Consider the following 13,427-nt stretch of genomic DNA (forward strand, 5'->3'; position numbering starts at 1 on the left):
TGCGAGTGAGGATCGCAGCGGAGCGAGGACCGGAGCGAGCAGGAGTCGAGCAATGACATCCGCGGCGACCCGTGCCGGGCGGCAGGCCCGCATCGTGGCGATCCTGTCGTCGCGCTCGGTGCACAGCCAAACCGAACTGGCCGCCCTGCTGGCCGAGGAGGGCATCGAGGTCACCCAGGCCACGCTGTCACGCGACCTGGAAGAACTCGGCGCGGTGAAACTGCGCGGCGCCGACGGCGGTGTCGGCGTGTACATCGTCCCCGAGGACGGCAGCCCGGTGCGCGGCGTTTCCGGTGGCACCGAACGGATGTCGCGGTTGTTGGCCGAGTTGCTCGTGTCGACCGACGCCAGCGGCAATCTGGCCATCCTGCGCACCCCGCCGGGGGCGGCCCACTACCTTGCCAGCGCGATGGACCGCGCGGCACTCCCGTTCGTCGTCGGTACCGTCGCGGGCGACGACACCATCCTGGTCGTCGCCCGTGAACCGATGACCGGCGCCGAACTGGCAACGAAACTCGAGAGCATTCGTCAAAAGGAGACCTGCTGATGTCCGAACGCGTCATCCTGGCCTATTCCGGTGGCCTGGACACCTCGGTGGCGATCAGCTGGATCGGCAAGGAGACCGGGCGCGAGGTCGTCGCCGTCGCAATCGATCTCGGTCAGGGTGGCGAGGACATGGAGGTCGTCCGCAAGCGCGCACTCGACTGCGGCGCCGTGGAGGCCGTGGTCGTCGACGCCAAGGACGAGTTCGCCGACGAGTACTGCCTGCCCGCGATCCAGTCGAACGCGCTGTACATGGACCGCTATCCGCTGGTCTCGGCACTGAGCCGACCGCTGATCGTCAAGCACCTCGTGGCCGCTGCACGCGAGCACGGCGGTGGCACGGTCGCGCACGGCTGCACCGGAAAGGGCAACGACCAGGTCCGCTTCGAGGTCGGGTTCGCTTCGCTGGCACCGGATCTGAAGGTGCTGGCGCCGGTGCGTGACTACGCGTGGACGCGGGAGAAGGCGATCGCGTTCGCCGAGGAGAACGCGATCCCGATCAACGTCACCAAGCGCTCGCCGTTCTCGATCGATCAGAACGTCTGGGGGCGTGCCGTCGAGACGGGGTTCCTCGAGCATCTGTGGAATGCGCCCACCAAGGATGTCTACGACTACACCGAGGATCCGACGGTCAACTGGAGCACACCCGACGAGGTGATCATCGGATTCGAACGCGGAGTACCGGTGTCGATCGACGGACGTCCCGTGACCGTCCTGCAGGCCATCGAGGAGCTGAACCGCCGGGCCGGCGAACAGGGTGTCGGCAGGCTCGACGTCGTTGAAGACCGGTTGGTCGGCATCAAGAGTCGCGAGATCTATGAGGCGCCGGGCGCGATGGTGTTGATCACCGCTCACACCGAACTGGAACACGTGACCCTTGAGCGGGAACTCGGCCGGTTCAAGCGCCACACCGACCAGAAGTGGGGCGAGTTGGTTTACGACGGGCTCTGGTACTCGCCGCTGAAGACCGCGCTCGAGTCCTTCGTCGCCACGACCCAGGAGCATGTGACCGGGGAGGTCCGGCTCGTGCTGCACGGCGGACACATCGCGGTCAACGGCCGCCGCAGCGCCGAGTCGCTCTACGACTTCAACCTCGCCACCTACGACGAGGGCGACACGTTCGACCAGTCCGCGGCCCGCGGTTTCGTACAGATCCACGGTCTGTCGTCGAGCATCGCCGCCCGGCGAGACTTGGCCGGCCAGTGATCCCCGCACCACCGCGAGCGACCGTGTTTGCCCCTCGACACGCCGGTCGCGCGCGTACAACCGCGGTCGCTCGCGGCACGGTGAGTGACCCGAGATGAGCGATCTGCGATGAGCACCAACGAAGGCTCGCTGTGGGGCGGACGGTTCTCCGACGGTCCGTCCGACGCGCTTGCCGCGTTGTCGAAGTCGACACATTTCGACTGGGTGCTGGCGCCTTACGACATCCGCGCGTCCAAGGCGCACGCGCAGGTATTGCACGATGCCGGTCTGTTGACCGACGAACAGCGAGACGGACTGCTCGCGGGTCTCGACAGCCTGGCCAAAGACGTAGCGGACGGCAGCTTCGGCCCGCTGGTCACCGACGAGGACGTGCACGGCGCGCTCGAACGCGGCCTGATCGACCGGGTCGGAGCAGAACTCGGCGGTCGGCTACGCGCCGGCAGGTCGCGAAATGATCAGGTGGCCACATTGTTTCGGATGTGGCTGCGCGACGCGATCAGGCGTGTCGCCGACGGCGCTCTGCAGGTCGTCGACGCGTTGGCGACCCAGGCGGCGGCACACCCAACCGCGATCATGCCGGGCAAGACGCATCTGCAGTCCGCGCAACCCGTCCTCCTCGCTCATCACCTGCTGGCGCATGCGCATCCGCTGCTGCGCGACGTCGACCGACTGGCGGACTTCGACAAGCGAGCGGCGGTGTCACCCTACGGGTCCGGCGCCCTGGCCGGCTCGTCTCTGGGTTTGAATCCCGACGCGATCGCCGAGGAGCTCGGTTTCGACGCCGCCGCCGAGAATTCGATAGACGCCACCGCATCGCGCGACTTCGCCGCCGAGGCGGCGTTCGTGTTCTCGATGATCGGCGTCGACCTGTCGAGGCTGGCCGAGGACATCATCCTCTGGAGCACAACCGAATTCAGCTACGTCACCCTGCATGACGCCTGGTCGACCGGTAGCTCGATCATGCCGCAGAAGAAGAACCCGGACATCGCGGAACTCGCCCGCGGCAAGTCCGGCCGGTTGATCGGCAACCTCACCGGGCTGCTGGCGACGCTGAAGGCGCAGCCGCTGGCCTACAACCGGGACCTGCAGGAGGACAAGGAACCGGTGTTCGACTCCGTGGCGCAACTGGAGCTGCTGTTACCGGCCATGACCGGGCTGGTGGCGACGCTGCGCTTCGACGTCGACCGGATGACCGAGCTCGCGCCGCTGGGCTATACCCTCGCCACCGACATCGCCGAATGGCTTGTGCGCCGGGGAGTTCCGTTCCGGATCGCGCACGAGGCTGCTGGTGCCGCGGTGCGCGCCGCGGAGGCGCGCGGCGTCGGACTAGAGGATCTCGAGGACACCGAACTCGCCGAGATCCACCCGGAGCTGATCCCACAGGTGCGTGAGATCTTGACCGTCGAAGGATCCGTGGACTCTCGCGATGCGCGCGGCGGCACCGCACCTATCCAGGTCGCCAAGCAACTGAGCGTGGTGCGGGAGACGGCCAGTCGGCTTCGGCTGCGACTGCGTTAGCGCTCCGCCGCGGCCAACCAGGCGTCTTCGAGCGATTCCTTGCGTGCCAACAACTCTCGCAACTCATCGTTGAGCGCGCCCAGCCGGACGTGGTCCGCGGCCGCCTCGGCCATCGACTCGTGCAACTCGGCGATGCGCGATTCGAGCTTCTCCAGCTGCCCCTCGATGCGCGCCATCTCCTTGCCGGTGCGTCGCTCCCGCGCCGATGCGGTCTCTCCTTGCGGGGCCGACGACGCCGGAGCCGGCGGTGACGCACCCGCCGCACGGTCCGCCAGATACTGCTCGATGCCGCCCGGCAACAGCTCGCAGCGGCCAGCGCCTGTCAGGGCGTAGGTGACGTCGGAAACCCGTTCGAGGAAGTAGCGGTCGTGGGTGACGACGATCAGCGTGCCGGGCCAGCCGTCCAGGTAGTCCTCGATGACGGTCAACGTGTCGATGTCGAGGTCGTTGGTGGGCTCGTCGAGCAACAGCACGTTCGGCTCGTCGAGCAGCAACCGCAGAAACTGCAGCCTGCGTCGTTCACCACCCGAGAGCTCCGCCACCCGCGCGGTCAGCTTGTCGCCGGTGAACCCGAAGTCCCGCAACAACGTGTCGGCGCTGATCTCGCCGCCACCCGCCAGCTGGGTGATCCGTCGCCGGTCCTCGACCGCGTCGAGCACCCGGTCGCTGCCATCGAGTTCGGCCAGCGCCTGGCTGAGGTAGCCGATCTTCAGCGTCGCGCCCCGTTTGATCGTACCCGCCGTCGGAGTGAGCTCACCTGCCAGCAGGCGCAATACCGACGTCTTGCCCGTGCCGTTCACACCGACCAAGCCGATGCGCGCGCCGGGTCCGATCGACCAGTCGAGTTTGTCCAGCACCACGGTGTCACCCACCTCGAGCCGCACCCGGTGCAGGTCGAACACGTCCTTGCCCAGCCGCGTGGAGGCGAACCGCTGCAGAACCAGGGAGTCGCGCGGCGGCGGTTCGTTGGCGATCAACTCGTTGGCGGCCTGGATGCGGAACTTCGGTTTCGACGTCCGCGCCGGCGGGCCGCGCCGCAGCCACGCCAGCTCTTTGCGCATGAGGTTCTGCCTGCGCGCCTCGGCGCCGGCCGCTAGCCGCATCCGCTCGGCCCGCGCGAGCACGTAGGCGGCGTAACCGCCGTCGTAGCCGTCGACCGTGCCTTTTCCGCTGGCGGCGTGCACCTCCCACGTCCTGGTGCAGACCGCGTCGAGAAACCAGCGGTCGTGGCTCACCATCACCAGGGCCTTGGCCCGACGCCGGTTGAGGTGGGCGGCCAGCCATCCGATCACCTCGACGTCGAGGTGGTTGGTCGGTTCGTCGAGCACGAGGACGTCATGGCCGGCGATCAGCAACGCGGCCAGCGCCACCCGGCGCCGCTCCCCACCGGAGAGTCGACCCACCCCATTGTCGAGGGAGACATCGGCCAACAAGTGTGAGACGACGTCGCGGGTCTCGGGTTCGGCGGCCCACACGTGATCGGGGCGGCCGCCGACGATAACGTCGCGCACGGTGGCACCGGCGCCGAAGTCGTCACTTTGTCGCAGGTAGCCCACCGACAGACCCGAGGTGTGGGTCACCCGCCCCGAATCCGGCTCCCGTGTTCGCGTCAAAATCTGCAACAGCGTGGTCTTACCGTCGCCGTTGCGCCCGACGACACCGATCGCGTCACCTTCGTCGATGCCCAGACTGACCCCGTCGAGAAGCGTGCGGGTGCCATAGCCGACGGTCGCGCGCTCGACATTGATCAGGTTCGCCATCAGCCGCCGATGATAGGTCGGCCCTGCCGGGCGGGCCCTGTGCCATGATGACGTCGGCCAATTTCGGGGGTTTGACGTCGGTCAGAAGGGGAGCGTGCGGTGTGGATCTGTCGCCGATAACCAAGCCGGTCGGACGACTGGTGGCAACCGCGCAGAACGGGCTGGAGGTGCTGCGCTACGGCGGTCTGGAGACCGGCGCCGTGCCATCGCCGTTCCAGATCATCCAGAGCGTGCCGATGTATCGGCTGCGGCGCTATTTCCCGCCCGACACGAGGCCGGGCGCCAAGCCGCCCGGTCCACCCGTGCTGATGGTGCATCCGATGATGATGTCCGCCGACATGTGGGACGTCACCCGCGACGAGGGCGCCGTGGGCATCCTGCACAATGCGGGCATCGACCCGTGGGTCATCGACTTCGGCTCGCCCGACAAGGTCGAAGGCGGGATGGAACGCACGCTGGCCGACCACGTCGTCGCGTTGAGCGAGGCCATCGACACCGTCAAAGAGATCACCGGCCGTGACGTGCACCTCGCCGGCTACTCACAGGGTGGGATGTTCGCCTACCAGGTCGCCGCCTACCGCCGGTCGAAGGACCTCGCGAGCATCATCGCCTTCGGCTCGCCGGTCGACACCCTGGCAGCGCTCCCCATGAACCTGCCCGCCAGCATCGCGCCTGCGGCCGCGGATTTCATGGCCGACCACGTGTTCAACCGGATCGACATCCCGGGCTGGCTCGCCCGCACCGGCTTCCAGATGCTCGACCCGATCAAGACAGCCCAGTCGCGCATCGACTTCCTTCGTCAGCTCCATGATCGCGAAGCCCTGCTGCCCCGCGAGCAGCAACGCCGGTTCCTGGCGTCCGAAGGCTGGATCGCGTGGTCGGGACCCGCCATCGCCGAGTTGCTGAAACAGTTCATCGCGCACAACCGGATGATGAGCGGCGGCTTCTCCATCCACGGTGACCTGGTCACGCTGTCGGATATCGAGTGTCCGGTGCTGGCCGTGGTCGGCGAGGTCGACGACATCGGCCAGCCGGCCTCAGTGCGCGGCATCAAGCGTGCCGCTCCGAAGGCCGATGTCTACGAATTCCTGATCCGCGCAGGGCATTTCGGGCTTGTCGTCGGATCGAAGGCCTCCAGCCAGACGTGGCCGGCCGTGGCGCAGTGGGTCAAGTGGCTCGACGGCTCCGGCGAACGGCCCGAGGGTGTCAACCCGATGGCGCTGCAGCAGGCAGAACCCAACGAGTCCGGCGTTTCACTCAGCTCGCGCCTTGCGCACGGCACCGCCGCGGCCACCGAGATGGCATGGACCTTCGCCCGCTCGGCGGCCGATGCCGTTGTGAGCGCGAACAAATCAGCCAGGGCCCTGGCCGTCGAAACGGCGCGTACGCTGCCGCGCCTGGCGCGACTCGGCCAGATCAACGAGCACACCCGAATCTCGTTCGGCCGGATCATGTCCGAACAGGCCCGCGACTTCCCGCGCGGCGACTGCCTGCTGTTCGACGGTCGAGTACACACCTACGAGGCCGTGGACCGGCGCATCAACAACGTCGTCCGCGGCCTCATCGAGGTCGGGGTGCGCCAAGGCGCGCACGTCGGCGTTCTGATGGAGACCCGGCCCAGCGCGCTGGTGGCGATCGCGGCGCTGTCGCGTCTGGGCGCCGTCGCGGTGCTGATGCCGCCTGACGCCGATCTGCCCACCGCTGCGCGGCTGGGCTCGGTGTCGGACATCATCGCCGACCCCAGCAACCTCGAAGCCGCCCGGCGACTCGACATGCGGGTGCTGGTGCTCGGCGGCGGTGAGGCCCGCGACCTCGACGTTCCCGAGGACAGCGACGTCATCGACATGGAGAAGATCGATCCGGACGCCGTCGACCTGCCGGGGTGGTACCGGCCGAATCCTGGTCTCGCCCGCGACCTCGCCTTCATCGGGTTCAGTTCGGTCGGCGGCGAGTTGGTCGCCAGGCAGATCACGAACGCCCGGTGGGCGATCTCGGCGTTCGGCACCGCGTCGGCGGCCAACCTCAGCCGCAGCGACACCGTGTACTGCCTGACGCCGCTGCACCACCAGTCCGGCCTGCTGGTTGCGATCGGCGGTGCCGCCGTCGGCGGCTCGCGGATCGCGCTGTCGCGCGGCCTGCGGCCCGACCGGTTCCTCAACGAGATTCGCCAATACGGCGTCACGGTCGTCAGCTATACGTGGGCGATGCTCCGCGACGTCATCGACGACCCGTCGTTCGCGTTGTACGGCAGTCATCCGGTGCGGTTGTTCATCGGTTCCGGCATGCCGACCGGGCTGTGGAAGCGTGTGGTGGAGATCTTCGAACCGGCACACGTCGTCGAGTTCTTCGCCACCACGGACGGACAAGCGGTGCTGGCCAACGTGTCCGGCGCAAAGATCGGCAGCAAGGGCCGTCCGCTACCGGGTGGACGCGAACTGGCGCTGGCGGCCTATGACCCCTCCGAGGACTTGATTCTGGAGGACGAGCAGGGCTTCGTCCGCCGCGCCGAGACCAACGAGGTCGGTGTGCTGCTCGCCCGCCCGCGCGGTCCGGTCGACCCGACGGCCCCCATCAAGCGGGGGGTCTTCGCCCCGGCCGACACCTGGGTGTCCACGGAGTACCTTTTTCGCCGCGACGACGACGGCGACTACTGGATGGTCGACAGTCGCGGAGTCGTCATCCACACCGACCGTGGTTGCGTCTACGCGTCGACCGTCAACGACGCGGTCGGCTGCATCGGGGCGGTCGACCTCGCGGTCACCTACGGGGTGCCGGCCAACGGACGGCAGCTGGCCATCACCGCCCTGGAGGTGCGACCCGGCGGCAGCATCCCGTCTGCCGACCTGTCCGAGGCACTCGCGGACCTGGCGGTCGGCGAACCGCCCGACATCGTGCACGTGGTGCCGAGGATGGCGCTCAGCGCGTCGTACCGACCGCTGGTCAGTCCGCTGCGGGCCGAGGGCGTTCCGAAGCCGTCGCGTAACGCGTGGTACCTCGACCCCGATACGAATCGTTACAAGCGGTTGACCGTGGCGGTCCGGGCCGAGATCGTCGAAGGCCGGTAGCGGGGCCGGTCTCGACGATCTGCTGCAAGGCGCGAGCGCTGTTAGGCTCCCGCTTGCGGTGAGTCGGCGGTCCGGCCACCGCGCCACCGACCTGGAGGATTGATGACATCGCGAACCGGTACCCCGCGCGCCATCTGGCGCCGCCTCGTCATCAGCGGTATGGCCGGGGGCGTGTTGACGGTCGGTCTGCTGGCCGGTGTCGCAGCTCCGACGGCGGCGGCGCAGCCCGCCGAGCCGACGGTCGAAACCGAAGCGCCTCAGGCCGACGGCCCGAAGACGCCATGCACCGGCGACGACTGCAACAAGGACGACGAGGCCGCGCCGAAGGTGAACGCGGACCAGGTGCTCCAGATGATCAGCGAGGAGTACCGGCAGGGCGACGGCGGCGGCCAGGTCTCTATACTGATCGACGACGCGGTCAAGCTGCGCAAGCTGGGCTTTCGCCCGTCGAACGCGAACGCCGTCGCACTCGAGAACGCCCTCGAGTACCGGCCGAATCAGACGCCGCTCGTCGAAGCGCTCAAGGAAACGATCACCCACCAGCGCAAGATGCAGGCACGCGCCGCGCAGGAGGCCGCTGCCGGCGGCGGATCCATCGCGGGGATCCCCGTCACGCCCGCCATGCCCCTCCCGGCCGGCTGATCCCCGTGGCCCTCGACGAGAAGCTGCTCGACATCCTGGTCTGCCCGCAGGACCGGGGTCCCTTGCTGCTCGTCGGCGACGAATACCTCTACAACCCGCGGCTGCGCCGGGCGTATCGCATCGACGACGGCATCCCGGTGCTGCTGATCGACGAGGCCGTCGACATCACCGACGACGCCGAGCATAAGCGGATGCTGGACCGCACGTCAGGTGACGTCGGGTAGCTCACCGGTGAGGTAGCGCTGCAGGTTAGGCGCGATCGTTTCGACGATTCGGTCCACCGGCAGAGATTTGAACGGCTCGAGTTCGAGGATGTAGCGGGCCATCACCACGCCCAGCAACTGCGAGGCGACGAACTGCACGCGGACCGGTCCGCTACCCGGGGGAACGTCCACCCGCGAACCGACTTCTCTGGTGATCACCTCCTCGAAGAACGACCGCACCAAGGAGGTGTCATTGCCGGCGAGGATCGATCGCAGGGTCGCGATGAAACCCTTGCCCAGCTCGGAATCCCACAGCGGCAGCAGGAGAGACGGTAGCGTGCGGCCGATCTCTTCGACGGGGACCTGCCGTAGCGGGCCGATGACCTGCATGGGATCGATCGGAATGTGGATCGCCGCGGCGAACAGCTGGGTCTTGGTTCCGAAGTAGTGATGCACCAGCGCGGGGTCCACACCCGCGGCCGCGGCGATCGCGCGTATTGAAGTCTTGTCGATTCCGTTGCGCGCGAACAACTCCCGCGCGCTGTTCAGGATCCGTTCCCGGGTGTCTGACGGCCCGGGCGGCCGGCCCGGCCGCTTGCGTTCGGCGTTGGTGGTCACGGAGTCCTTCGTCGTAGCGTGGCCGCTGCCAGGCAAAGCGCGACGACCGCGAATCCGATGACCACCGCGGTGTCGCGCACCACGGTGAACGTCGGTTCGGCGTACGCCCCAACCTGTTGCAGCGCCTCCAGAGCGTAACTTGCGGGCAGTACATTGCTGATCCACTGCAACCACTCCGGCAGTACGTCGCGCGGCACGATGATCCCGCACAGCAGAAGTTGCGGGGCGATCACCACCGGCATGAACTGAACGGCCTGAAACTCGGTGCGTGCGAACGCGCTACAGAGCAGTCCGAGGCCGACGCCGAGGACGGCGTTGATGATCGCGATTGCGAACACCCACACCGGGCTGCCTTCGGTGTGCAGGCCGAGGAACGCGTAGGAGACCAGACATGCGAGCGTGGCCTGGGCTGCGGCCGCGATCGAGAAGGCGGTGCCGTACGCGGCGAGGAGGTCGAGCCGGCGCAGGGGAGTGGTCAGTATCCGCTCCAGAGTGCCCGAAACCCGTTCCCGCTGCATCGTTATCGACGTGATCAGGAACATCACGACCAGCGGGAACACGCCGAGCATGATCAGGCAGGCGTTGTTGAATGGAGAGGGCGCACCGGGTGGATGCGGTGCATTGTCAAACATGAAGTAGAGCAGCGTGATGATGAGGCTCGGTACGACGAGGATCATCGCGACGCTGCGGTGGTCGGCCGCCAACTGCCGCAGGATGCGACCGGTGGTCGCGAGATACGCCTGAAGGCTCAGCCGGCTTCGGCCTTGGGAGCGTCGATGCTGTGCGTGATGACGGACAGAAACGCTTCCTCCAGTGATTGACATCCGCTGTCCTCTCGTAGCTTCGCGGGCGTGCTGTGAGCGAGCAGTCGACCGTCGCGCATGAGCAGCAACTCGCCACAGTGGTCGGCCTCATCCATGACGTGGCTGGAGACCAGGAGGGTGGTGCCTTGCGCTGCCAGCCGGTGGAACTGCTCCCACAGATCGACGCGAAGCACGGGATCGAGGCCGACAGTGGGTTCGTCGAGCACGAGCAGATCCGGATGCGAGACCAACGCGCAGGCCAGCGACACGCGTGTGCGCTGTCCTCCGGAAAGGTTGGCGCACAACGCGGTTCGATGGTCGGCGAGTCCGACGGCGATTACGGCATCGTCGGCGGAGTCGGCGCCGGTGCCATACAGCGCGGCGAAGTAGCGGACGTTGTCGATGACCCGTAAGTCGTCGTAGATGGTGGGGTTCTGGGTGACGTAGCCGACGCGGTGACGTAGGGCGGCCGAGCCGGCTGGTTCACCGAGCACCGTCACCGTGCCGGAATCGACCATCTGAGTGCCGACGATGCTTCGCATCAGCGTCGTCTTGCCGCAGCCCGAAGGACCCAGCAGGGCGGTGATCGTGCCGGGGGGGATGGTCACCGTGATTCCGTCGAGGGCCAGGCGATTGCCACGGATGACTCGCAGATTCTCGATGTCGACGGCCGGGGTGGCATCGCGTCCAGAGAATTCATCGCTTGATGAAGTCATCATATGATGAATATCCTTCACGCTGCCGGGATAAGTCAAGGCCCTCCGTAGGATCTCCACCGATGAATCCAGAAGCGCGGGCCGACGTTGACCGCTGAACTCTTGTCGGTCGACCCGGTGACCGCCGCCCGACGACTGCTCGGCGCCTACCTCACCGCGCGCGGGGTCAGCGCGATGGTCGTCGAGGTCGAGGCCTACGGCGGGCCACCGGATGGACCGTGGCCGGACGCCGCCGCCCATTCGTACCGGGGACCGGGACCGCGCAACCGCGTGATGTTCGGTCTGCCCGGCCGGCTGTACACCTATCGCAGCCACGGCATCCACGTCTGCGCGAACATCGTCTGCGCGAGCGACGGCGTGGCGGGTGCCGTATTGCTCAGGGCCGCCGCCATCGAAGCGGGCCTGAGCACCGCGCATGCCCGCCGCGGCGAGTCGGTCCGTCCCGCCGCGCTGGCCCGGGGACCGGGCAACCTGTGCTCAGCGCTGGGAATCACGATGGAAGACAACGGAATCGACATCCTCGACCCGGGCAGCGCGGTCCATTTGACGCTCGGCGAGCGGCACGTCGCCGCCGAAGGCCCGCGGGTCGGCGTGAGCAAGGCCGCTGACCGTCCCTGGCGATTCTGGCTGGCGGGCCGGCCCGAGGTGTCTGCGTATCGGCGCAGCCCACGGGCACCGGCTCCCGGAGAAAGCGACTAGTACGGAAAGATCGCACGCATGGGTACGTCGATCCTCGACGAATTGGAGTGGCGCGGCCTGATCGCGCAATCCACCGACCGCGACGCGCTGGCCGAGGCACTCGCGGCCGGGCCCGTCACCGTCTATTCGGGCTTCGACCCGACCGCCCCGAGCCTGCATGCGGGCCATCTCATTCCGCTGTTGACGCTGCGCCGTTTTCAGCAGGCGGGCCATCGGCCCATCGTTCTCGCAGGCGGCGCCACCGGCATGATCGGCGACCCCCGCGACACCGGGGAGCGCACGTTGAACACCGCCGACACCGTGGCGGACTGGGCAGACCGGATCCGCGGCCAACTCGAGCGCTTCGTCGAGTTCGACGACACCGGCACCGGCGCCGTCATCGAGAACAACCTGTCGTGGACCGGTCCGCTGTCGGCGATCGAGTTCCTGCGCGACGTCGGCAAGTACTTCTCGGTCAACGTGATGCTCGACCGCGACACCGTTCGCCGTCGGCTCGAAGGTGAGGGCATCTCCTACACCGAATTCAGCTACATGCTGCTGCAAGCCAACGACTATGTGGAGTTGCACCGGCGCTACGACTGCTCACTGCAGATCGGGGGTTCCGACCAGTGGGGCAACATCATCGCCGGGGTCAGGCTGGTCCGCCAGAAGGACGGAGCCACGGTGCATGCCCTGACCACGCCGTTGGTGACCGACTCCGAGGGCAAGAAATTCGGTAAGTCGACCGGAGGCGGCAGCCTGTGGCTCGACCCGCAGATGACGAGCCCCTACGCCTGGTACCAGTACTTCATCAACACCGCCGATGCGGACGTCGTCAATTATCTGCGCTGGTTCACCTTCCTTCCGCCCGACGAGTTGGCCGAACTGGAACAGGCCACCGCTGAGCGGGCCCATGAACGTGCTGCGCAGCGGCGACTGGCGCGGGAGCTCACCACGTTGGTGCACGGCGAGGCCGCCACGCAGTCCGTCGAACACGCCAGCCAGGCCCTGTTCGGCCGGGCCGAACTGACAGAACTGGACGAGCCGACGCTCGGTGCGGCGTTGCGCGAGGCCGCGGTCGCTCAACTGAAGCCGGGCGGTTCCGAAACCATCGTCGACCTGCTTGTGGCCAGTGGGCTCTCCCCGAGCAAGGGCGCGGCCAGGCGCACCGTCGCCGAGGGCGGTGTCTATGTCAACAACGCCCGGGTCGACGGCGAGGAATGGGTTCCGCAGCCCAGCGATTTTCTGCATGGCCGATGGCTCGTGCTGCGTCGCGGCAAGCGCAACATCGCGGGCATCGAACGGGTGGCCTGAAGGCTCGACCGCTGCGGGAACAACGGCGGCGCGTGAAACGTTGGATCTCTCGGTAGGAGCCAACGCACCCCGGTGCGCGTGACGGGTGTCGAGATGAAAAACCCGTTCTATCAGGCCATTTGACTCCTACTTTTCCCTCACGTAACTTATGGACTCGTCGCTGCGACACGGGCCAAGCCCGAAGAGCGCGGCGACTCCCAGAGGGAAGTCCCACTTCGGTGGGTTCCTGAGCGTCCGCACTACGAGTACGCGGCTTCAAAGCCGCGGGCTGGTGGCGCGGTCGTGCGGGTGTGTTGTTTGAGAACTCAATAGTGTGTTTGGTGGTTTTTGTTTGTTGTTGTTTTTTGCCATGCCCTGTTTT

At 67.3% G+C, this 13,427-nt stretch carries 12 protein-coding genes; 8 read left to right on the plus strand and 4 right to left on the minus strand.

All coding sequences use genetic code 11. The features are described 5' to 3' along the window. Positions 1 to 52 precede the first annotated feature (52 nt). The 3 genes from AU193_RS19690 to argH all read left to right on the plus strand — a co-directional run bounded on the left by AU193_RS19690 (position 53) and on the right by argH (position 3,267). Complete coding sequence (locus AU193_RS19690; RefSeq protein ID WP_064346271.1) at positions 53 to 547, plus strand: arginine repressor; 495 nt, start codon at positions 53 to 55, stop codon at positions 545 to 547. Next, on the plus strand, positions 547 to 1,749 hold the full coding sequence (locus tag AU193_RS19695) for an argininosuccinate synthase (protein WP_064424035.1): 1,203 nt from the start codon (positions 547 to 549) through the stop codon (positions 1,747 to 1,749). The genes AU193_RS19690 and AU193_RS19695 overlap by 1 nt, the downstream gene beginning before the upstream one ends. A gap of 108 nt (positions 1,750 to 1,857) precedes the next feature. Then, positions 1,858 to 3,267: an argininosuccinate lyase gene (argH, locus tag AU193_RS19700; RefSeq protein WP_064424036.1), complete on the plus strand. Its 1,410-nt coding sequence runs from the start codon at positions 1,858 to 1,860 to the stop codon at positions 3,265 to 3,267. On the opposite strand, the gene AU193_RS19705 is transcribed toward argH, so the two are convergent. Beyond that, the gene (locus AU193_RS19705; protein ID WP_064424037.1) at positions 3,264 to 5,027 is read right to left on the minus strand and encodes an ABC-F family ATP-binding cassette domain-containing protein; all 1,764 of its coding nucleotides are present in this window, start codon (positions 5,025 to 5,027) and stop codon (positions 3,264 to 3,266) included. The genes argH and AU193_RS19705 overlap by 4 nt on opposite strands. 101 nt (positions 5,028 to 5,128) lie before the next feature. Between AU193_RS19705 and AU193_RS19710 the strand changes: the two genes are divergently transcribed. The 3 genes from AU193_RS19710 to AU193_RS19720 all read left to right on the plus strand — a co-directional run bounded on the left by AU193_RS19710 (position 5,129) and on the right by AU193_RS19720 (position 8,958). Further along, a complete protein-coding gene (locus AU193_RS19710; protein ID WP_064424038.1) occupies positions 5,129 to 8,092 on the plus strand; it encodes an acyl-CoA synthetase in 2,964 nt (987 codons plus the stop codon). Between the two features lie 102 nt (positions 8,093 to 8,194). Beyond that, complete coding sequence (locus AU193_RS19715; RefSeq protein ID WP_064424039.1) at positions 8,195 to 8,734, plus strand: hypothetical protein; 540 nt, start codon at positions 8,195 to 8,197, stop codon at positions 8,732 to 8,734. Then, a complete protein-coding gene (locus AU193_RS19720) occupies positions 8,734 to 8,958 on the plus strand; it encodes a Trm112 family protein (RefSeq protein WP_172798372.1) in 225 nt (74 codons plus the stop codon). Before AU193_RS19715 ends, AU193_RS19720 begins: the two co-directional genes overlap by 1 nt. On the opposite strand, the gene AU193_RS19725 is transcribed toward AU193_RS19720, so the two are convergent. The 3 genes from AU193_RS19725 to AU193_RS19735 are packed head-to-tail and all read right to left on the minus strand — an operon-like array spanning position 8,941 to position 11,077. Beyond that, the gene (locus tag AU193_RS19725; RefSeq protein WP_064424041.1) at positions 8,941 to 9,555 is read right to left on the minus strand and encodes a TetR/AcrR family transcriptional regulator; all 615 of its coding nucleotides are present in this window, start codon (positions 9,553 to 9,555) and stop codon (positions 8,941 to 8,943) included. The genes AU193_RS19720 and AU193_RS19725 overlap by 18 nt on opposite strands. After that, a complete protein-coding gene (locus AU193_RS19730) occupies positions 9,552 to 10,379 on the minus strand; it encodes an ABC transporter permease (protein WP_082683063.1) in 828 nt (275 codons plus the stop codon). The genes AU193_RS19725 and AU193_RS19730 overlap by 4 nt, the downstream gene beginning before the upstream one ends. Next, positions 10,304 to 11,077: an ABC transporter ATP-binding protein gene (locus tag AU193_RS19735; RefSeq protein ID WP_064424042.1), complete on the minus strand. Its 774-nt coding sequence runs from the start codon at positions 11,075 to 11,077 to the stop codon at positions 10,304 to 10,306. Before AU193_RS19735 ends, AU193_RS19730 begins: the two co-directional genes overlap by 76 nt. 84 nt (positions 11,078 to 11,161) lie before the next feature. Between AU193_RS19735 and AU193_RS19740 the strand changes: the two genes are divergently transcribed. Continuing rightward, positions 11,162 to 11,773, plus strand: a complete 612-nt coding sequence (locus AU193_RS19740; RefSeq protein ID WP_064424043.1) for a DNA-3-methyladenine glycosylase — start codon at positions 11,162 to 11,164, stop codon at positions 11,771 to 11,773. 18 nt (positions 11,774 to 11,791) lie between these two features. Beyond that, positions 11,792 to 13,066, plus strand: coding sequence for a tyrosine--tRNA ligase (tyrS, locus tag AU193_RS19745; protein ID WP_064424044.1), 1,275 nt, complete (start codon positions 11,792 to 11,794; stop codon positions 13,064 to 13,066). Positions 13,067 to 13,427 lie beyond the last annotated feature (361 nt).

Source organism: Mycobacterium sp. GA-1285 (assembly GCF_001499905.1).
GTDB lineage: Bacteria > Actinomycetota > Actinomycetes > Mycobacteriales > Mycobacteriaceae > Mycobacterium.